This is a genomic window from Crassaminicella profunda, from assembly GCF_019884785.1.
In the GTDB taxonomy this organism is placed as follows: domain Bacteria; phylum Bacillota; class Clostridia; order Peptostreptococcales; family Thermotaleaceae; genus Crassaminicella; species Crassaminicella profunda.
On record NZ_CP082326.1, the window covers coordinates 234291 to 256610 of the forward strand.

General features: G+C 30.4%; 14 protein-coding genes. 12 read left to right on the forward strand and 2 right to left on the reverse strand.

The window, feature by feature from the left end:
* A complete protein-coding gene (locus tag K7H06_RS01115; protein ID WP_223038148.1) occupies positions 1-1392 on the reverse strand; it encodes a sensor histidine kinase in 1392 nt (463 codons plus the stop codon).
* Positions 1382-2320 carry a sugar ABC transporter substrate-binding protein gene (locus tag K7H06_RS01120; protein WP_223038149.1) on the reverse strand — a complete coding sequence of 313 codons (939 nt, stop codon included), beginning with the start codon at positions 2318-2320 and terminating at the stop codon, positions 1382-1384. Before K7H06_RS01120 ends, K7H06_RS01115 begins: the two co-directional genes overlap by 11 nt.
* Before the next feature lie 209 nt (positions 2321-2529).
* On the opposite strand from K7H06_RS01120, the gene xylF reads away from it, so the two are divergent.
* From xylF to K7H06_RS01180, 12 genes are all read left to right on the forward strand, one after another.
* Positions 2530-3612: a D-xylose ABC transporter substrate-binding protein gene (gene xylF / locus K7H06_RS01125; protein WP_223038150.1), complete on the forward strand. Its 1083-nt coding sequence runs from the start codon at positions 2530-2532 to the stop codon at positions 3610-3612.
* A gap of 83 nt (positions 3613-3695) precedes the next feature.
* Positions 3696-5228 carry a xylose ABC transporter ATP-binding protein gene (locus tag K7H06_RS01130; protein WP_223038151.1) on the forward strand — a complete coding sequence of 511 codons (1533 nt, stop codon included), beginning with the start codon at positions 3696-3698 and terminating at the stop codon, positions 5226-5228.
* Positions 5218-6363: a sugar ABC transporter permease gene (locus K7H06_RS01135; protein ID WP_223038152.1), complete on the forward strand. Its 1146-nt coding sequence runs from the start codon at positions 5218-5220 to the stop codon at positions 6361-6363. Before K7H06_RS01130 ends, K7H06_RS01135 begins: the two co-directional genes overlap by 11 nt.
* A gap of 298 nt (positions 6364-6661) precedes the next feature.
* A complete protein-coding gene (locus tag K7H06_RS01140) occupies positions 6662-7615 on the forward strand; it encodes an ROK family protein (protein ID WP_223038153.1) in 954 nt (317 codons plus the stop codon).
* A 26-nt stretch (positions 7616-7641) separates the two neighbouring features.
* Positions 7642-8421, forward strand: coding sequence for an IclR family transcriptional regulator (locus K7H06_RS01145; protein ID WP_223038154.1), 780 nt, complete (start codon positions 7642-7644; stop codon positions 8419-8421).
* Between the two features lie 266 nt (positions 8422-8687).
* Positions 8688-9584: an arginase gene (rocF, locus tag K7H06_RS01150; RefSeq protein WP_223038155.1), complete on the forward strand. Its 897-nt coding sequence runs from the start codon at positions 8688-8690 to the stop codon at positions 9582-9584.
* A gap of 181 nt (positions 9585-9765) precedes the next feature.
* Positions 9766-11142 carry a stalk domain-containing protein gene (locus K7H06_RS01155; RefSeq protein WP_223038156.1) on the forward strand — a complete coding sequence of 459 codons (1377 nt, stop codon included), beginning with the start codon at positions 9766-9768 and terminating at the stop codon, positions 11140-11142.
* Between the two features lie 137 nt (positions 11143-11279).
* Positions 11280-11747 carry a hypothetical protein gene (locus K7H06_RS01160; RefSeq protein ID WP_223038157.1) on the forward strand — a complete coding sequence of 156 codons (468 nt, stop codon included), beginning with the start codon at positions 11280-11282 and terminating at the stop codon, positions 11745-11747.
* 57 nt (positions 11748-11804) lie between these two features.
* Positions 11805-11996, forward strand: coding sequence for a hypothetical protein (locus K7H06_RS01165; protein WP_223038158.1), 192 nt, complete (start codon positions 11805-11807; stop codon positions 11994-11996).
* A 12-nt stretch (positions 11997-12008) separates the two neighbouring features.
* The gene (locus K7H06_RS01170; protein ID WP_223038159.1) at positions 12009-13733 is read left to right on the forward strand and encodes a phospho-sugar mutase; all 1725 of its coding nucleotides are present in this window, start codon (positions 12009-12011) and stop codon (positions 13731-13733) included.
* 108 nt (positions 13734-13841) lie between these two features.
* Complete coding sequence (locus K7H06_RS01175; RefSeq protein ID WP_223038160.1) at positions 13842-15032, forward strand: class I SAM-dependent rRNA methyltransferase; 1191 nt, start codon at positions 13842-13844, stop codon at positions 15030-15032.
* A 270-nt stretch (positions 15033-15302) separates the two neighbouring features.
* Positions 15303-22307: an S-layer homology domain-containing protein gene (locus K7H06_RS01180; RefSeq protein ID WP_223038161.1), complete on the forward strand. Its 7005-nt coding sequence runs from the start codon at positions 15303-15305 to the stop codon at positions 22305-22307.
* Positions 22308-22320 lie beyond the last annotated feature (13 nt).

A 22320-nucleotide genomic window follows, 5' to 3' on the forward strand; every position in this document is an offset into this window, starting at 1 on the left:
TTATTCCACCTTTGGGATAATTATTTTGATCATGGCACCGCCACTAGATTGATTATAGAAAAATAAAAGTCCTTTATTTTTGTAAAATAGTTTTAATCTCTCAATTACGTTATGAAGACCGATACTGCTAGAAGGTTTTGATTTTATATGATAATCATGTGAAAAGCCCTTTCCGTTATCTTCTATTTTGATGAGTATATAGTTGCCCTTCTCTGTAAGTGTGAAAACAATTTTACCGCCTTCTTCTTTTCCTTCGAGACCATGTTTAAAAGCATTTTCCACAATAGGTTGAAGGGAAAGGAGTGGGATTTTGTAGTTTAAGAGATTTTCATCAATATTTTCTATAAATTGAACCCGATCAGAAAATCTAGTTTTTTGTATAGAAATATATTCTCGAAGATATTCTATCTCGTCCAAGAGTTTTACTTGTGAAGAAGGATTTCTAAGGGTATATCGAAGGAAATCTGATAAAGATTCTATTAAATCACAGGTTTCGTCAGCTCCTTCTAGGATTGAAGTTTTTGCTATTACATTTAAGGTGTTAAAAAGAAAATGAGGGTTAATTTGAGATTGTAATGCTAAAAATTGGGCTTCTTTCTCAAGTTCTGTTTTTCTTTTTACTTCTCTCATAAGGTTTTTTATTTTTTCAACCATGAGGTTGAAGGTATTTGATAAAATGGAAATTTCATCTTGACTATGGACTTGGATGTTCTCTACTTTAAAATTTCCCTTAGAAATTTCAAGGGCATTTTTAGTGATTTTTTTTATATTTTTAATCAACTTAGATGAAAATATGAAAACAAAGAGGATACTTAGAAAAATGCTTAAGGCAAATATGAATAATATTGTTTTTGAAAAATTACTATTGTGTTGAAGGATGAGGGAATAGTTTTTAAATCTGTTTTCATAAATATGGTTATTGATTTCATCTAAACCTTCAAGGATATAATTGTATACTTTTAAGGCATTATTGTAGTTTCGAATATACCTTTCATCTGCTGTGCTAAGGGCTACCCGAAAAGTACCTTCACAGTATTTTTCATAGTTAGATAAAAGTTTTTGAAGGTCTGTACATGCGTTGAAAACTTCTATTGGAGGATTTTCATTTTTAAAATCTTTTATAGCAAAGGATGCTGAATTAATAGAAGAATAGATGGTATCAATATAATTGGTAGATCTAGTTAATAAAAGATTGTCCAAAGCTATTTTACTACTGGTGATAGAGGATTTTATGTTGTTTAACATACTGATATCTTCTATAAAGTGGTTGTATTCATTAGAAATTCGATTGATGGTATAGAGGCTATAAAGGGCAACCCAGGCAAGGAGAATAAGAATCAGTAGATAGCTTACGATTAGTTTTTCGTTGATGGATATAAACTTATTCTTCATCTAAATTCTCCTTGTCTATATAGAGTAGGTCATCAAAAACAGCATCTTCAACAAAATTTCCTTTTTTTATGTCAATTATGCTTTCGATGGCTTTATTCCCTAAACTATAAGGATTTTTTATAAATACACCTTCAATAACTCCTTTTTGCACAAATCGTTTCGTTCCTTGCATACCGCCCATACCAATAATTTTAATCTTTCCTACTTTATTGAGTCTTACAAGAACTTGTCCAGCTAGGTAGGTGGAATATTCATCATTACAGATAATCCCTTTTATGTTTTTATTTTTTATGACCATATCTTCTATGATTTTATAGGTATTTACCTTTTTTTCATCCATATAGGAAACATCGATGATGTTTATTTTTTCATATTCATTTGCTTTATTATAGATACCTGTGAGTCTTAAAGTGTTTTCTTCACTGCTCATGATGAGTCCAATTTCTCCATGATCATTTAAAACTTCAAAAAGCTTTTCAGCCATCATATTTCCTGCATAATAATGATTGATTCCGATATAAGCATTTCTTTTACTATCTAAAACGTCCCCATCTATAGTAATAAAGGGAATATTTCTTTCAATAGATTTATTGACTAAGTTTTTATAGTCATTATCATTGAGTGTATAAGAAATGATTCCATCACAATCAGATTCTATTGCTCGATCGATCCTAGAAAGATGTTTTTCTTTATTAAAATAGTTGATTTTTAGAATACTGACACTTACATTATTTTCATTGGCAGACACAACAATACCTTTACTGATTTTGTCCCAATAATCATTTTCTTCTTTTGGAATGAAAATAAAGTGATAATCTTTATTTTTTATATAGGACAAAGGATTTGTAGCGTTGTATATACTTTGTGGACGAAGAAGAATGGTAACGATCATGAGTAGAAATATAAGAAATAAGACATATTTTTTCAATGCACATCCTCCTTTTTCAACAATATTCTAAACTTTTATTCTATTATAGCGTTTCTTCACTTTTTTGCAAGGTAAATCACAAAAAAGTGAAGAAAACGTTTTCTTGAGATTTTGAATGAACTATAATTTTAAGATTTTCGACAACTATTTCAAGATGGAACAAGCTATAATAAGTTTAAGGAAAACATTTTCACAAGGGAGGAATTATAATGATTAAAGGTTTCAAGAAAACATTGGCAATTATTTGTGTATTAGCATTATCTATAGGTGCCTTTGCAGGATGCGCAAAGAAAGAAGAGCCTAAGGCAGCTGAAACAGATGGAAATGAAAAGAAAGAAATTGTTATAGGTTTTTCAATGGATACCCTTAAGGAAGAAAGATGGCAAAAGGATAGAGATATTCTTACAGCTAGAGCAAAAGAGCTTGGCGTAAAAATATTAATCCAAGCTGCTAATGGTGACGATAACAAACAAATCGCTCAAGCTGAGAATATGATTTCTCAAGGGGTAGATGTACTAATGGTTGCACCACATAATGCTGAAGTTGCAGCTGCAATAGTTGAAAATGCACATGCAGAAGGAATTCCAGTACTTTCATATGATAGACTGATTAAAAATGCTGATGTAGATCTTTATGTATCCTTTGACAATGAAAAGGTTGGTAATTTACAAGGAGAGTATATTACAAAATTAGTTCCAAAAGGAAATTATGTGTATATTGGTGGTTCCCCAACAGATAATAATGCAACTCTTTTCAAAAAAGGTGCTATGGATGTATTAAAACCACTTGTAGACAGTGGAGATATTCATATTGTATATGAGCAAATGTCTAAAGACTGGCAACCATCAGAAGCACAAAAACATATGGAAAATGCTTTAACAGCTAACAAAAACAAAGTAGATGCTGTAATTTGTGCAAATGATGGTACTGGTGGAGGAGCAATATCAGCTCTTGCTGAACAACAACTTGCAGGTAAGGTACCTGTAACTGGTCAGGACGCTGAACTTGCAGCTTGTCAGAGAATCGTTGAAGGACAGCAATCTATGACTGTTTACAAACCAATTCCAAAGCTTGCTGCAACTGCATTAGATTTAGCTATAAAAATGGCAAACAAGGAAGACGTTGAAACCAATTCAACTGTAGAGAATGGAAAAATTGATGTACCTTCTTATCTACTTGAGCCAGTAGTAGTAGACAAAGAAAACATGATGGATACAATCATTGCTGATGGATATCATCCATTCGATGAAGTTTACAAAAATATTTCAGAATCAGAAAGACCAAAACAATAATAGTAAAAAAAAGAGGTTAATTGCTTAACCTCTTTTTTCCTAAATAAATTTAGAAGAATTTAAAACTTGGAGGTGTCCCTTTCATGAACCCATATATTTTAGAAATGAAGGGAATAACAAAGGAATTCCCAGGGGTGAAGGCTCTTGATAATGTAAATTTCAAAGTACAAAAAGGGGAAGTACATGCATTATGTGGAGAAAATGGTGCGGGAAAGTCAACCCTTATGAAGGTTTTAAGTGGAGTATACCCTTATGGAACTTATGAAGGAGATATTATTCTTAAGGGGGAAGTTCAAAAATTTAATAGTATTGCCGATTCTGAAAAGAAAAAAATCGCTATTGTATATCAAGAGTTAGCCTTAGTTCCTCAAATGACAGTGGGTGAAAATATTTATCTAAATAATGAACCACTCATTTACGGAAAAACTACCATAGACGATGAACAGTTAAATTATATGGCAAAAGAGTTGTTAGATCGATTAGGTCTAAAAATCCCTACAAATACACTAGTAAGAACTTTAGGAGTAGGGGTACAGCAATTAGTAGAAATTGCAAAAGCTCTTTCAAAGGATGTGGAGGTTCTTATTCTAGACGAACCTACAGCTGCACTTACAGATAGTGAGGTTGCAACTCTCTTTAGAATCATAAAAGAATTAAAAGAAAAGGGAATTACTTTTATTATTATTACTCATAAATTGGAAGAAATATTTGAAATATCAGATACAGTAACTATCATACGTGATGGTCAAACCATATCAACCCATCCAATAGAAACATTAAATGAAGATGATATTATTCAAAAAATGGTAGGACGAGAATTAGATGATAGATATCCAAAAGTAACCCATCAGAGTGAAGAAGTGATTATAGAAGTAAAGGACTTTAGTGTTCATGACCCAATAAGCAATAGAAAGCTAGTAGATCATGTATCCTTTCAAGTGAAAAAAGGAGAAATACTAGGGATAGCTGGTCTTATGGGTGCAGGAAGAACAGAATTGGTTATGGGACTATTTGGATGCTATGGAAAGAATGTATCAGGAGAAATTTATCTTGAAGGAGAAAAAATTCGGATCAATTCTCCAAAGGATGCCATTAAATATGGGATAGGACTGGTTACGGAAGACCGAAAAGGAAATGGATTGGTTTTAGGACAGAGTATTATGATCAATACAACATTAGCGTCTTTAGATAGAATTCTTACGGGTGGGGTCTTAGATGAAAATAAGGAAACGTCTTTTGCTAATAAATACGTAGAAGATCTAAAGGTGAAAACACCAAGTATAGAGCAGTTAGCAAAAAATTTATCTGGTGGGAATCAGCAAAAGGTCGTTATCGGAAAATGGCTCATGACAGAGCCAAAAGTACTCATTTTAGATGAACCTACTAGAGGGATTGATGTAGGGGCAAAATATGAAATTTACAATCTTATGAATAATCTTGTAGAAAAGGGTGTTGCAGTAGTGATGATTTCCTCTGAACTTCCTGAAATCATAGGGATGTCAGATAGAATTCTTGTAATGCATGAGGGAAAATTTAAAGGAGAGTTATTTGAGGGCGCATCACAGGAACAAATCATGTATTTTGCTACAGGAAGGAGAACGAGCGATGAGTGTTAAAGCATTAGATAAAAAAAGAGAATTTAACATAAGAAAATATACCATGATTATTGCCCTTGTAGGTATATGGTTATTATTTACCTTTTTAGATGATACAGGAACATTTTTAACATCTAGGAATTTAGCAAACCTTTTTAAACAAATGTCAGTTACAGCAATACTTGCAATGGGAATGTTTATGATATTAGTGGATCTTCATATAGATCTTTCCCTAGGTTCTCTTGTAGGTTTGAGTGGAGGAGTATGTGCTCTTTTAATGTATAATTTTAATATGCACCCATTCCTTGCAATTATTCTTACTATGTTATTTGGTGTTTGTTGTGGAATTTTCACAGGATCATGGGTAAATGCAGGGGTTCCAGCTTTTATAGCATCTCTTGGAGGAATGCTTGCTTATAGAGGTTTGATCATGGGGATTTCAGGTGGGCAATCTATACCAACTAGTCATCCAGCCTTTCGTTTTCTAGGAACTGCTTATGTGCCTTTTAGTATTGGATGGATTGTAGGAATCATTGCATCTGTTGCTATTGTATATATGCTTATGAAGAAAAGACAAAGTAGAATAAAATTTGGATTTGAAGTAAAATCTATGGCTCTAGAAGGATTATATATGGTTATTTATGTAGGGATTATTATGACCTTTGTAGTTGTGATGAATTCTTATAAAGGAATCCCAATGCCTATTGCAATCGTTATGGTTCTTGCACTGATTCTTAACTTTGTTGCAACAAAGACAAAGTTCGGTAGACAAGTATTTGCAATAGGAGGCAATAAGGAAGCCGCAAGACTTTCAGGTGTTGATATTAAAAAAAGAACACTGCAAATTTTCATCATTTCAGGACTTATGGCAGCCGTTGCGGGGATCTTATTAACAGCAAGACTAGGAACTGCTACTACGGATGCAGGAAATGGATTTGAACTTGATGCTGTTGCATCCTGTGTAATTGGTGGAACAAGTTTACTTGGTGGAGAAGGAACGATCATAGGGGCAGTTTTAGGAGCACTGGTAATGGCTTCCATTGATAATGGTATGTCTATTCTTGATACACAAGCTTATTGGCAGTTGATTGTAAAAGGAATGATTTTGATTATTGCAGTATTTGTAGATATTTATACAAAGAAAAAAGGGAAATAAAAAGAGTTGAACCAGCTTCTTGCTGGTTCTATGTATGTTTAATAAAATAAATGATAAAGCAGCTATGCTATTTAAAAAAGTATATTTTATTCTGTATTGAATGTAAAAAGAAGGGTTATTTTAAGAAAGATAAAAAAATTCGATTTGTTGTATAACAAAATATTCTGTTTATATTCAATAGATAATAATTTAAACTGTTGTATGAATATATGCTGAATGCATATATTTTATAAGTAAAAACATATAGTGGAGGAAGTGTAGACTTTATTGTTATAATAAGTAATATGGAGGTGGATGCATGATGAAAGTTTATTGTGCCATCGATTTAGGTGGAACAAAGATGAATATAGGAATCATGACAAGAGAGGGAGAAGTAATAGATCATATTAAAATTCCTACCTTTGTGGAAAAGGGATCAGAGCAAGCTATAAAAAGAATAAAAGATACTATATATGAGTTATTAGAAAAACTTAACTTGAAAAAAGAAAATATAAAGGGGATAGGAATTGGTTCACCAGGTCCTCTAGATAGTGAAAAGGGAATTATTATTAAGAGTTCTAATTTAAAGGGATGGAAAAATGTTGAAATCGTAAAAAATCTTTCAGTCGATTTTAAAGATATCCCTATAAAACTAGAAAATGATGGAAATGCTGCTACTTTAGGAGAGTTCTTATTTGGAGCTGGAAAGGGTTCTAAAAACTTTGTCTATATAACTGTAAGTACAGGAGTAGGTGGTGGTGCTGTTATAGATGGAAAGCTTCAAAAGGGCGGCAATTCAAATGCTTTTGAAGTAGGACATACTATTATAGATTTGAATGGTCCTAAATGTAATTGCGGTAATTATGGATGCTTAGAGGCCTATGCTTCAGGAACTGCTATAGGAAGAATTGCAAGAGAAAAGCTTTCAGAAGGAAGAGAAAGCTTGATTTCAAAAATAGCAAGGGAAAATATTGTAAAATCGGAAGATGTATTTGAAGCAGCTAAAGAGGGGGATGCATTAGCCCTTGAAATCATCGAAAGGGAAGGATATTATCTTGGTATAGGACTTTATAATATTATTGCCCTTTATAACCCTGAAAAAATTAGTATAGGTGGCGGTGTTTCAAATGGTTTTGATTATTTTTATGAAAAAATGATGAAGACCATTAATAGTATGTCTTTAAAACCCAATATTGAAATATGTAAAATAGAAAAAGCACATAGAGAAGATTGTGGTCTTATAGGAGCTGGAGCTTTGGCTTTTTATGAATGATGGATATAGAGCTAAGGAGTGAATTTATGGGAAAAGAAAAAAGCAGTTATGCTACTATTACTATGGTAGAACGAGGGTTACAGATTATGCAGCAGCTTTTTTTAGCAGAGGATGCTATGGGAGTTACAGAAATATCCCAAAAACTTGATTTGCCTAAAGCTACTGTTTATCGAATTTTAAATACTTTGCAACAAAAAAATTTTATTAAAAAAGATGAAAAAACAGATAAATATGAATTAGGTCTAATTTTTATTCAGTATGGAGAAAAAGTAAAATCAAAATTAAATTTAAAAACCATATCTAAACCTTTCATGAAAAATTTAGCAGAAGCTATTGGAGAAAGTGTTAATTTAGGTATTTATCATGAAGGAAATGTAATCACCATATATAGTGAGGAAGGAGAATCCTCTGTTTTGGTGTCAAAATTAATTCCCATGTCTCCCCTACATTGTTCTTCCATGGGGAAGATTTTTCTATCTACAATGAGGGAAGAGGAAATCAAAAACTATTTTGATACAAATAAAGTACAAGAGAGAACTCTTAATACCATTACAAAATACGAAGATTTCATGAAAGAGAGAGAGGGTATATTAAGAGAAGAACTTTCTTATGATCATGAGGAATATGAGTACGGATTAACTTGTATAGCTTGCCCTATAAAAAATAGGGAAGAAAGTATTATAGCAGCTCTTAGTATTTCTGGACCAACAAGTAGATTAAAATTTAAAGAAATGGATTATATTATAAAAGAAATAAGAAAAACCGTTGATGGAATTTCTGAACAAATAAAAAATACACATTTATAGATATAAATAGTATAATTTTTTTAAAACCTCTCAAATTAAATATTGAGAGGTTTTTTTAAAAAAAAGTAGGCTGAAAATGGATAATTATACAAAAATAATCATTTTTCAAAAGATATTGAAAATATTCTCGAAATATGATAAAAACATATTAGAAACATTGTTTCAAATATGAAAATAGATATTTTTTTGAAACGATATTGAAACGCTGTTTCAGAAAGTTGATATGATTAACTATTTTTGGATAAAAAACATAAGGAGGAGTTTTTATGGATATTAATTTGATTGGTGTTCCGATTTTTTATGGTGCGGATAAAAGAGGACCTGAATTTGGACCGGCTAAATTAAGAGAGAAGCATATTGTATCTGTTTTAAGTAAGCATAACCACAAAGTGTATGATTTTGGAGATGTATATGTACCAGAAGTGAAAGAATACAATAAATATTATGAGCATGCAAACATGAAATATTCAAAAACTATAGAAGAAGTAAATACCAATCTTGCCCAAATGGTGTATTCTTCATTAAAAGCAAAAAGTTTTCCACTGGTGATAGGAGGAGATCATTCTGTAGGTCTTGGAAGTATTGCAGGGGTTAGTAAAAATAGTAAAAACTTTGCCGTTGTTTGGATGGATGCTCATGGAGATATAAACACAGAAGATACTAGTGAAAGTGGAAATATTCATGGAATGCCTTTAGCAAAGGCCATGGGAATAGGTAATACTAATTTAAAAGATCTTTATTTTGAAGGACAAAAAGTTTCTCCAGAAAATGTGTTTATTATTGGTGCGAGAGATTTAGATTCAGGTGAAAAAAAATTAATAAAAGAAAAGAACCTTAAAGTTTATGGAGTTGAGAAGATTCGTAAGAAGGGGATAGAAAACGTAGTAAATGAAATTTTTCAGGAGCTAAAGGATAGAAATATTGAAGCTATTCACTTAAGTTTTGATATGGATTTTATAGATGAAAAATATGTTCCTGGTACAGGGACTCCTGTAGATGAAGGCATGAATATTGAGGAAACGAAAACTTTTTTAAAGTGCTTAGCTGAAACAAATTTGATAAAATCTATGGATTTTGTAGAACTAAATACATTATTGGATAGAAAAGATATGACGGCTCAGTTGGCAATTGATTTATTAGATTGGACTTTTAAGTATATGTAGTTAAAAAACTAGAGAAATAAATAGAATGATTTTGTGAAATTATAAAAAACATAGTAGATTGAAAAAACAATTTACCCCAAATAAATGACTCGAGAGAAGATGCATTATTGAATTGATAATATAGGTATGTTTATGTAAAATAAAAGTAGGAGTAACTTAAAAGGGTAAAGGGGTGTTTTCAATGAAGTATAGAGTAGAGAAAGGCTTTATTGTATTTTTAATTATGTGTATGCTTTGTGGAAGTTGGTCTTTTGCATCATCAGATAATCACGTTACGAGGATTCCACATGTAAAGGATGATTGGAGCTTTAAAGATAGCTATGCACCCATATTAGTGATTGAAGAAAAATCTCCTAATGAATTCGGAGGAGAGGATCAGCAGTTTGAGCTTACATTGGAGAATGCAGAATGGTTTGAAGAAGATGATGATATAAGCGTAGCAGATATGGTATATGATGGGGTTCATATGAGTAGTAGAGGTGTTACCATGAACATTAGAAGGTTTTCTTCTAAAGAAGTAGGTGTTACTATTAATCGAGGGACTTATCCTACTAACAAAAAAGCGGTTTTTAAAATTCCTCTATATTCAAAGGTAAATCATGCAGGTGATGTTACGGTTACTATTGATTCAGACACTGCTGTGTCTGGTGGCACATATAAATATGCCCTTGCAATAGGAAAAGTTTCTGGCAATGGACCTACAGTATCCATTGGACATATTTTTGGAAAAGATCATCCCGTATGGATTACGATCAAAGAACCTTTAGGGAAAAAATTTGGTCAAAAAAATCAAACATTTATTTTAACCCTTAGCAATTCAAAGTGGGCAAATGATGTACAACTGAACCTAGAAGAAAGTATCAAAAATACTATTATCAAAAATGTATCTGATGCTAAAATTGTTTCTATAGAAAAACTCAATGATCAAAAAGCAGCATTAACAATCAATAGAGGGAAAAAAGATTTAGATCGACCCGTATATTTTTATATACCTCTATATATTCAAGTGACTCATAGTGGAAATATATCTTTAGATATTAAGAGTAAAGAAGATATAGATTTTTTTAAGGATGTTTCTTTAGAATTAGAAGTTGAGGAGTATAAAAATCCGTCTAAAATATTATACTTTATTGATGATGAGGGAGCGGTAGATATATATAATAAAAGAAAGATAGATACTACCGTATATATATATATCAATAGCCTAAATATAAATATTGATCAATCAGGGATTGAAGAAAAAATTAAATTAGATGTAGCACCTATTATTGAAAAAGGAAGGACATTAATTCCTCTAAGAGGTGTTTTAGAAGCTTTAGGGGTACAAACAACATGGCAAAAAGATATAAGGGGGGTTTTATTAGCTAGCAATGATCAAACCATTCAATTATATGTTGATTCAAAAAAAGCTTATATCAATAGTCAGCCTGTAGAAATGCCTATAGCGCCAAAGATTATAAATAATCGTGTTTTTGTACCATTAAGGTTTATATCAGAGAGTTTTGATTATGATGTAAACTGGATTCAAGAAGAACAAAAAATTATGATAAAAAAATAATCAATTAATATGAATACCCCTTCTAAAGAAGGGGTATTTTTAATGTATAATGTAGAGAGTGTAAAAATGTATTGAATATTACATTTTATGGTATATTAATAATGAAAAGTTATAAACTGTCGGAAGGGGAAAGGGAATTGGCATATACTGGGATGGATTTAATTAATAAAGCATTGATTATTGCCAAAAAAAGGTATGAAATGTACAAAAATATTAGTAAAGTTATGGAGGAAGACTTTAAAATTGCTATTGTAGCAAATATTTTAGTAAGAAGTGTGGAAAAAAACATTGATTACTATGAAAAGTTGAAGCTTGAACTTGAAAATGATGATGACGAAATTGATTTTCATACATATGATAAGATTTCTTTTTTGTTCAATAAATTTTCACAAAGATTTGAAAATCCTGTGATTAAGGATATAGATGAATTTCTGAGATTTTCATTAGATTTTGAGAATCAGGTTGTTGCATTCTATATAGATATTCAAGGTAGGTTAGTAAAAAAAGCAGAGGATACAGAAAAAAAAGCATATAAAATATTATCATCTATAATAGAAGAAAAACAAAAACATATTAATAATTTACAAATGTTTATTAAAAAGTAAAAGACGTTTTGTGTATGTTCGTAAATAAAAAAACTTTCATTCAAAAGGAGATATGAAATGCTTCATGAAAATTGTAATGGTTGTTACGCACTCAAGGGAGATCAATGCAGATTAGGATATAAGATAGAACCTTTATTTTTTAGCATATGTTATATAACAGAAGGCTATAAACCATTAGAATCATGTCCTAAACCGGAGAATAAGGAAATTTACTTAAAAATAATTCATAATAAAGTTAAAAACTTATAGGAGGGGAATCGTATGGATTATCAAAAAAAGTATGATCAGTGGGTAAAGCATGAATATTTTGATGAAAAGATTAGAGAAGAGCTTTTAGAAATTAAAGAAAATTACGAAGAAATTGAAGATCGCTTTTATAAAGATTTAGAATTTGGAACTGCAGGACTCCGTGGGAAAATTGGTGCAGGAACCAATCGAATGAATGTATATATTATAGCACGCGCAACTCAAGGTCTTGCAGATTTTATTGTTAAAAAGGGAAAAGCATATATGAATCGTGGCGTTGTGATTGCTTATGATTCTAGACATTTCTCAAAAGAATTTGCAAAAAAAGCAGCACTAGTTTTAGCAGGGAATCATGTGAAGGCTTATTTATTTGAAGATTTGCGTCCAACTCCTGAGCTTTCCTTTGCAGTAAGAAGGTTGAGTACTGCTTCTGGTATTGTAATTACTGCTAGTCATAATCCTAGAGAATATAATGGATATAAAGTATATTGGGAAGAAGGGTCACAAATCTTAGAAGATGTTGCATCAGCCATTACAGAAAATATCAAGCTGATAGAAGATTTTTCTATTATCAAAGAGATGGATGAGGAGGAAGCCATTCAAAAAGGGCTTTTAGAAATAATTGGAAAAGACATGGATGATGAATATATTGAAAAAGTAAAAGGATTAAGTTTAAGAGAGGATATAGATAAGGAAATCAATATAGTATATACGCCTCTAAATGGAACAGGAAATATTCCTGTGAGAAGGGTTTTAAAAGAAAGAGGGTTTAAAAATGTAACCGTTGTACCAGAACAAGAAAAGCCAGATCCAGATTTTACAACAGTAGGGTATCCAAATCCTGAGGATGTAAAAGCCTTTAAATATGCACAGAACTTAGGTAAAAAAATTCATGCAGATTTGTTGATTGCTACAGATCCTGATTGTGATCGATTAGCTGCTATGATTAAGAATGAAAAGGATGAATATATAGCCTTAAATGGCAATCAAACGGGTGCACTTTTCATTCAATATATACTAGAGGCAAAGGAAGAAAATAAAACATTAAAAGAAAATTCATATATTGTAAAATCTATTGTGACAGGAGATTTAGGAAAAACTATTGCAAAAGATTATGGGGTAAAAACTTATGAAGCCTTAACAGGATTTAAAAATATTTGTGGGATTGTAAATGAATTTGAAAAATCAGGAAATCACGATTTTGTATTTGGATATGAAGAAAGCATTGGATATGTGGCAGGAACTTTTGTAAGAGATAAAGATGCTGTTATTTCATCTATGCTATTATGCGAAGCCGCGGCTTATTATAAAAAACAAGGAAAGACTCTTTTGGATGTATTAGAAGAAGTTTATAAAAAACATGGATATTATCAAGAGAAGCTGATATCACTAGTATTAGAGGGAATAGAAGGAAAAAATAGAATTGATCGAATGATGAAAATCTATCGAGATACATATCCTACGGAAATTGGGGATAGCAAATTAGCTAAATATATAGATTATCAAAAACAAGTTTCTTTTGATTTTTTAAAGGAGAAAGAAGAATTGATAGATATTCCAGTATCGAATGTATTAAAATTTATCTTTGATGATGGTTCATGGTATGCTGTTCGTCCGTCTGGAACAGAGCCTAAAATTAAGATTTATTTGTATACAAAGGGAGATACATTAGAGATATCACAAGAAAAGATTAAAAATATGGAAAAAATTATTATGAAAAGGTTAGAAGAAATAGAGTAAAAAATTTTTGATAGCATCTATTGAAAAATAGATGCTATTAAGTTATAAATGCTTTTCATATGTTATAATAATGTGAAAAAAAGAATAAATTACTAAGGAAGGTATGGCATGAAAGAGACAAGATTAAAGATTAAGAATAAGTTTTTAAAAAGATATATGGCAGGATCTCCTCTCATCATAAAAGAAGCACTATATCAGATAGATTCATTGAAAGAAGAAGGTCAAATTATTCAATTGGTAGATGAGAAAAATAAATTTATAGGTAAGGGATATTATGGTCTTCAGAATAAGGGGATTGGATGGGTACTTACTTTAAATGAAAAAGAGAAAATAAATGAAACATTTTTTTATAAGAAGATATTAAAAGCAATCAAGCATAGGGAAGTGTTTTATTTAGATCATCACACAACGGCTTTTCGTGTTTTTAATGGAGAAGGAGATGGCATAGGAGGATTTACCATTGATTATTTTGATGGATATTATTTAATCAATTGGTATAGTAAAGGGATTTATGCTTTTAAGGATTATGTTATCAATACTTTGAAAAAGTTCTCTGATTGTAAAGGAATATATGAGAAAAGAAGATTTGACAGATTAGGAAAGTTTATAGACGAAGATAGCTTTGTTTGGGGAGAGGTAGCACCAGAACCTTTGGTTGTAAAAGAAAATGATGTGAATTTTGCCATCTATCTAAATGAAGGGGCTATGGTAGGCGTATTTTTAGATCAAAGAGAGGTAAGAAAGAAAATCAGAGAAAAGTATGCAAAAGAGAAAAATGTTTTAAATACTTTTTCTTATACAGGAGCATTTTCTATCTTTGCAGCTTTAGGCGGAGCAAAAAAAACTACTAGTGTAGATCTTGCAAATAGGAGTCTTTCAAAGACTATTGAGCATTTTAGTTTAAATGGTATTGATTATGAAACACAGGATATTATTGTAGAGGATGTATTTCATTATTTTAAGTATGCAGAAAAGAAAAATCTAAAATTTGATTTAGTCATCTTAGATCCACCTAGTTTTGCCAAATCTAAAAAATTCCGATTCAGTGCTGCAAAAGATTATAAGGATTTATTAAAATCTGTTATAAGTATAACAGAAGAAGATGGTACTATCGTAGCATCAACAAATTGTGCTAGCTTTGATATGAAAAAGTTTAAAGGGTTTATTGAAAAAGCCTTTAAAGAAATGGGCAAAAGATATGAAATTTTAGAAGAATACAGGTTGCCAAAGGATTTTAGAACGATAAAAGAATTCAGAGAGGGAAATTATTTGAAAGTTGTATTTATTAAACTTATATAAGGGATAAAAGATAGGGTATATGTAAAAAACAGCATCTATAAAATAGATGTTGTTTTTTGTATAAAAAAGTAATTTATTGATAAAATATGTAGAATTTATCTTTTCAGCTAAGAAAAAATATGGTATTATTGAAAATGTCGACCGGTAATGATAATTGATATCAATGAATAATGATTATAAATAGAGAGGAGTAATTTTTATATCAATAGATCAAAGAGTGAAAATATATAGTATATCAGGTGAAAAATATTAAGTAACAGGAGGATTATTATGAAATCAAAGAAAAGAGCTTTATTATGTTGCTTTATTTTTATGTTGGTATTGAGCTTAAATTGTTTAAGTGGAATAGCCACAGGAGAACAAATAAAAGATATAGATGGTCATTGGGCAAAAGAAGGAATTCAAAAAGCTATTGATGGGGGTTATGCATCTGGATATAATCAATGCTTTAGACCGAATAATCCCATTACTCGGGCTGAATTTATAACATTGATCAATAAATATTTTGGATATTCAAATGAAGGAAATATAAAATTTAAAGATGTTTCAAAGAATCGTTGGTATTATAAACAGATAGGAATTGCTACGTTAGCAGGATATGTTCAAGGAGATTCAGAAAAAATATTTAGACCAGAAGATTATATTAAAAGAGAAGAAGCAGCCGTAATGATTAGCCAAATTATAAAAGCGGATACTGAGGAAAAAAATGAAGCAAATAAATTTAAAGATCATGAAGAAATAGCAGCTTGGGGTAAAAGTGCCATGAATGTAATGGTAAAAAAACAATATATTTCTGGATATAAAGATAAAACTTTAAGACCTAAGGAAAACATTACAAGAGCTGAAGCTATAACACTTATTAATAATGTTGTAAAAAGAATATATGACCAAAAAGGAGTTTATGGTAAAAAAGATAAAAAAGAAATCATTGATACAAATGTACTTGTAAATACACCTAATGTTACTCTACAAAATTTAGAAATTCGTGGAGATTTGTATTTGAGTGCTGGAATTGGTAATGGAGATGTTACATTAGAAGGAATAAAAGTAAATGGAAAGACTGTTGTAGAAGGTGGAGGAGAAAATTCTGTTATATTAAAAAATACAATGCTAAAGGATGTACTTGTCAATAAGATGGATGGAAAGGTTCGTCTTTTAGCCAAAGAAAATACAGAAATTCAAAATATAAAATTAGCATCAGGTGCAAAATTACAAGAAAATCTAAGTAATAAGGGTGAGGGATTTAAAAATGTTGATATAGAAATAAAAAGAAATAATCAAACGGTTCAAATTGATGCCACAGTAGATGCTGTAAATGTAGAGGAAAAAACAAATAATAATACATTTATAAAGATGACTTCAAATGCAGGTATCAAAAAAATTGTATTGAATAAAAAAGTTAAAATATCTGAAACAGGAAAAATTGAGAAAGCAGTGATCAAAGCAGAAGGGGTAAAAATTAAACAAGCTATTAAGGAAATTGATATAGATAAGAAAATAAGTTTTGCAGAAATCAATGGGAAAAAAGTAAAAGAATCTAGAAAAGAAGAGGTAAAAAAACCTTCATCTGGAGGGGGAGGTGGCTCAAGTCATTCATCTTCCAATACACACAACACGGACAAACCAAATAAACCAGAGGATAAAGATAAAGAAAGTAATATACAAATATCAAATATAAAAATAGATTCAAGTAATTTAAATTGTTTTTTACTGAAAACAAAAGAAGAGCAATCAGTAGAAAAAATTATTGAAAAGGCTTTTGAAAATGTTAATAAAGAAAAAATGTTTTTAGTATATCCTTTTGAGGATAAAACAAAAGTATTAATGACTTATTTTGGCGATGATTTAAAAAGTAATATATCTATAAAGGAATGTTCTAAAGATGAATTACAAGATTTGAATAAAGGATTATATAGTGCGAATGAAGGAAATATTCTTGAAAAAGAAACAAAAGATGAAGGAAAAGAAAAGAAAAAGATTAGATTGATTGTAGGAGATCATGATACGGAAAATAAAATAATAGCAGGAGAGTATTTATTTGCTATTCCTGAGTTTGGAAGTATTACAACTGGTATAGAATTAAGTACTGAAAGTAAGTATGTAGGAGGAATCACTCTTAATTTAGAAAAAACAACCATACAAAATACAAAGAGTATAGCAGGAATTGCAAGTGGAAAAGATCGATTTGGGAATATGATTATTGAGAATAATATATTGGATTTTGGGAAAAATTCTGAATACGTTGTAAGAGGAATTTATACCATGTCTCCAGTAAATGGAAAGTTATCAATTAAAAATAATGTAATAAAAGGATTTAATTTAGGAGGCAAAAACCAATATCCATTAAATGGTGCTGGTGCAATTCAAGTGATTGAACGATTAAAAGAAAATGCAGATGTATCTATTGAAAATAATATAATAAAAGATACTGCATATCATGGAATATGTGTATGCCCTGGTGAAACCGGTAAAATTTCTATTGTTAATAATCAGTTTGACAATATTGGACAAAATGCAATCTGTATATCAAAGTTTAAAGGTGCTAATAACATAGATATTTGTGGAAATAAAATAACTGCTTATGGGACAAGAAAGATTAAGAAAAAAACTTCTTGGAATGACCCTACGTTAATTGAAGTAAACTTGTTTGAAAATGCTATTGCATTAGACTACATAGATAAGAATTACGGATTACAATTAAATAATAAGTGGTTTAATACGAAGGAAAATATTATTAATGAATTGAAGAATACGAACACAATAGCTACAAAAGAAGAGAATGATTCATTAAAAGGTGTAATGGATTCTACAGAAATTTATATTAATAGGGAGTATAATTTTGAAAATCCAGCAGAATATATCAATAAATATGAAAGCAGAGTTCCTATAAAAAATAGTCTTGTAATTGTTAAAGACAAAGATGGAGACGTTGTTTATGGACGTGACCCAGAACATTCAAGTGAAAAAATCACAGTAAAAAGTTTGATTATATCAGGAGAAGGTCAAGGAAGAGTAGAACTCGCTAAAGGGTTAGTTGTAGAAGGAGATTTGATTATTGATTTACCTCATGCAAATTTATTAAATAATGCAGAAGTAAAAGGGAAATTAATCATTAAAAATATCAAATCATTAGATGCAAGCAATGCTATATTTACAGTTGTTTCAGGAGATAGTTTTACTTTAGGATCAGCACCTGATACAGGAATGATTGTGAGTATTAAAGATGTAGTTAATAAAGAAAAACAATCTATAGCTAAAGAAAAAACAAATCTAAATAAAAATATAAAAATTTATAATGGCCGAATATGTCTAAAAAACGTTGATTATGAAATAGATGATTCATTAGACGAAATTACGTTAAAAAAGGAGTACTTAGATACATTAAAGGAAAATGGGAAAATAAGAATAGAATATACAGATTTTAAGAACAAAATAAGTAAAATTCAAAGTAGAATTCTGCAAATAAGCATTAGTGATAATAGTGCTGCTAGTATTCAACTAGTTTTTGGAAATGAGTTTGTGGTTACAGAAGCACCGAGGGAAGGGGCCAAAATTACAATTACCAATATTAAAGATAAAAATGGAAATATTGTTCCTTCAAAAAGAAGTAAGCTACAAGGAAATATAAAAATCAAGAAATATAATAAAATCATTGAAGAAGAAAATTATATTATTGATGATGAAACAGATATGATTACGATCAAAAAAGAATTTTTAGATACATTAGATAGAACCCATTCAAGCTTCATGCAATTACCAACTATGGGAGAATATGATGTTTACTATGAGGATGTAGAAAATCATGTAACTGAAATAGAAGCAGGTATTACTTTTAAAATTCTAAATCGAAGCTTTGCAACTATTAAAATTACGTCATTAGATACTTTTACTGTAGGAAAAGCACCTGATGAGGGTATAACTATATCTATTACAGATATAAAGGATTATAAAGGACAAAGTGTAGCAGCAAAAGATAGTCACCTTGTAGGTGCAATAAAAGTGATTCCATTCCCAATAGATTGGAATAGAGTTTCTGCAAAGGGAGGACTAAAGGAAGAATTTTATAGTATTGATGATGATTTAGATACAATTACACTCAAAAAATCTTATTTAGATTTATTAGAAATTGATGGAGAAAAGGATGTAGAAAAGGGATCAAAAATATTTAGAGTTGAATATAGAGATCCTGTTCATAAAACAGAAATATCTAGTTCAAAAATGCCAGTGACTATCAAGAAGGTACAAGCTCCAAGAAGTAAAAGTACACTTATTACAAGTAAAGAAAATGCTTATGAAATTGTAGAACAAGATGGACAATTTATTATTAAAGCTAAAGATCAAGTCATTAGTACCAATATAGCCATAAAAGATTTCTTAAAGCATATAAAAAGAGATAATGAAAGACAAAGACTTAGAGTATATGGATTAGAAGATGTACAAGATCATAAGATTCCATCAGAAAATATGAATCACTATAAAGCGGAATATTTGACTTTATATGAAGGAGATGCACTATTAGTTACAGCAGAAGATGGTGTAACTCATAAGCTTTATAAGATAGAAGTAAAATCAACAGAAAATGTAATAAATAATAGTATAGAAATAGAAGACAATAATATTGTTAAAGAAATAAAAAATAATATAATTAGTGTTAGAGACGGACAAGTTACTATAAAAGCGTTAAAGGATGCTTTAGAAATAAAGAATGAAGCAACTATTGTGATTAAAAATGATAATGATGATATCATAGAAAACGAAGATACGAGAGTAACTGCTACTATGAAAGTGGTAGTAACAATCAATGATGCTAGTGCTGCATACAAAATAAAAGTAGGTGGAGAACCAGTTTATAGAGCGTTATTAGTAGGAAACTCAGATTATCCAGGAGATAAAATGGATTTAGTAGGACCGCACAATGATATAAACAAATTAGAAAAAACATTGAAGGTTTCAATTTTTGGTGAAGATACAAAAATCAATCCAATTAAAAAGACAGAAAATCGATTAAAGAAAGATGTATTTAGGGATATACAAAATACATTTAGAGATGCAAAGGACAATGATGTATCGTATTTTTACTATAGCGGCCATGGAGCTAGAAAAGAAAATGTATCTTATTTATGTACCGTATCTGCAGAGGAATCAGATTGGATTAGTGTATCTGAGCTTGAAAGAGAATTAAGCAAAATTCCAGGAAAAAAAGTAGTTATATTAGATTGTTGTAATTCAGGAGGTTTTATTGATAAGGAGTTTGTATCTGCTGGAATTAATGAGCCAAAGTATTTTAATGATGCAGTAATTAAGACCTTTAAACAAAGCAAGAGAGGTTTCTTAAATGGAAATGAATTCAAAGTATTAACAGCTAGTGCAGCCAATGAATATTCTTTTGAATCAAAAGCAGAAGCTATAGGAAGATTTACAAAAGCTTTATGTGATGGTTGTGGCTATGAAAATAAATTTTTAGCAGATGAAAATAAGAATGGTTTAATTACCCTTATGGAGGCTTATGAATATTTAGAAAAGAATGTATCTGCTACATCTCATGTGCAAGTGTATCCTTATAATGATAATTTTGTAATATTAGGAAATGCTACAGGAGTAGTGGTAGAGATCAAAAATAGTATAGTTATTTCAGCAACTGATAAATACAAAATTATAAATAATAAGACTCAAAAAGCTATTTTAAGTCAAGAAGAAAAAATTACAGATCAAGTAAAAGTAAAAGATTTCTTGAAAAATATTATAAAAGATCACCAAGAACAAGTATTAGAAGTATATCCTAGTGGAACCATAATCAATGATTTACAAAATAAAAAAGAGTTAGAAGATTGCTTAGCTAAGGGAGACAAACTTTTAGTTAGAGCTGAGGATGGTACAGCAGCATTCTATCAAATTTTTGTTAACAAATATGTAAACAAGGAAACTTCCACTACAATTAAGGCTAGTATTGATTATATGATCAATAAAAATGGCAATATTGCTAGTATGATGACAGCTATTGATACAAATAAGACGGTATCAGAATTTTTGGTGAAAATCATAAAAGATGATAAAAATCAAAAGCTATATGTATTTAGTCAAGATTCAGATATATCTAACATAAGTGAAGCGAAAAATAATACAGATCATTTAGCAGTAGGAGATCAATTGTTAGTTATAGCAGCAGATGGAGAACATAAAAAAATCTATCATATTATAGTAAAAGAAAAAATGGTAGATCCTACAAATACCAATATTAATGTAGAAAATCATTATATGATCAATCAAGCATTTAGAAGTATTAATAGTAGAGATACAAAAATTGATACAAATATGACTGTAGGAGAATTCTTAAGTCATATCAAAAAAGAAGATGAAGCACAAAAGCTATATGTAGTTGGTTTAGGAAAAGATATTAGTAATAAAAAAGCAGATAGTGATCATCTTGAAGAATGGGATCGATTAATTGTAATAGCAGCAGATGGTGTGACTACAGCTAAATATTCAATTACTGTTGAAAAGGCAAAACCAGTAGTAGAGAAGGATGATACATTAGATATCAGATCTAGTGCTTATAGAGTAGTAACAAACCCAGTAGTTGGGTACCAAATAGGATGGAGTGTCTTTAGTGGTGTGAAATTAGATACAAATACAAGTGTAGGAGAGTTCTTAGGAAATATTACTAAAGGGCATGAAAAACAAAAGCTATATGTATTTAGTAAAGATGCAGATATGAATGAGTATGGTAATGCTAAAGGTACAGAAGAGAAGATGCAAAATGAAGATCAATTATTAGTAGTTGCAGAGGATGAAAGTACAAGAAGTTATAAAATTACTCTAGCTAAAAAAGAACCAGGTATAGTCATAACACCACCAGCAGAGGAAGAAGATAAATTACCAGTACCAGGAGTAGTGGTAACAGAACCAGAAAAAGAAAAACCAGAAGTACCGAGTATAGAAGTGACAGAATCAGAAGATAAAAAACCAGAAGTACCGAGTATAGAAGTGACAGAATCAGAAGATAAAAAACCAGAAGCACCGAGTATAGAAGTGACAGAACCAGAAGATAAAAAACCAGAAGTACCGAGTATAGAAGTGACAGAACCAGAAGATAAAAAACCAGAAGCACCGAGTATAGAAGTGACAGAACCAGAAGATAAAAAACCAGAAGTACCGAGTATAGAAGTGACAGAATCAGAAGATAAAAAACCAGAAATACCAAGTATAGAAGTGACAGAATCAGAAGATAAAAAACCAGAAGTACCGAGTATAGAAGTGACAGAACCAGAAAAATAGATATAGTTAAGAA

Coding starts and splice junctions, on each gene's coding strand:
- K7H06_RS01115 (WP_223038148.1), bottom strand. CDS start 1,392: ATGAAGAATAAGTTTATATCCATCAACGAAAAACTAATCGTAAGCTAT.
- K7H06_RS01175 (WP_223038160.1), top strand. CDS start 13,842: ATGAAAGAGACAAGATTAAAGATTAAGAATAAGTTTTTAAAAAGATAT.
- K7H06_RS01140 (WP_223038153.1), top strand. CDS start 6,662: ATGATGAAAGTTTATTGTGCCATCGATTTAGGTGGAACAAAGATGAAT.
- K7H06_RS01135 (WP_223038152.1), top strand. CDS start 5,218: ATGAGTGTTAAAGCATTAGATAAAAAAAGAGAATTTAACATAAGAAAA.
- K7H06_RS01155 (WP_223038156.1), top strand. CDS start 9,766: ATGAAGTATAGAGTAGAGAAAGGCTTTATTGTATTTTTAATTATGTGT.
- xylF (WP_223038150.1), top strand. CDS start 2,530: ATGATTAAAGGTTTCAAGAAAACATTGGCAATTATTTGTGTATTAGCA.
- K7H06_RS01180 (WP_223038161.1), top strand. CDS start 15,303: ATGAAATCAAAGAAAAGAGCTTTATTATGTTGCTTTATTTTTATGTTG.
- K7H06_RS01145 (WP_223038154.1), top strand. CDS start 7,642: ATGGGAAAAGAAAAAAGCAGTTATGCTACTATTACTATGGTAGAACGA.
- K7H06_RS01130 (WP_223038151.1), top strand. CDS start 3,696: ATGAACCCATATATTTTAGAAATGAAGGGAATAACAAAGGAATTCCCA.
- K7H06_RS01165 (WP_223038158.1), top strand. CDS start 11,805: ATGCTTCATGAAAATTGTAATGGTTGTTACGCACTCAAGGGAGATCAA.
- rocF (WP_223038155.1), top strand. CDS start 8,688: ATGGATATTAATTTGATTGGTGTTCCGATTTTTTATGGTGCGGATAAA.
- K7H06_RS01170 (WP_223038159.1), top strand. CDS start 12,009: ATGGATTATCAAAAAAAGTATGATCAGTGGGTAAAGCATGAATATTTT.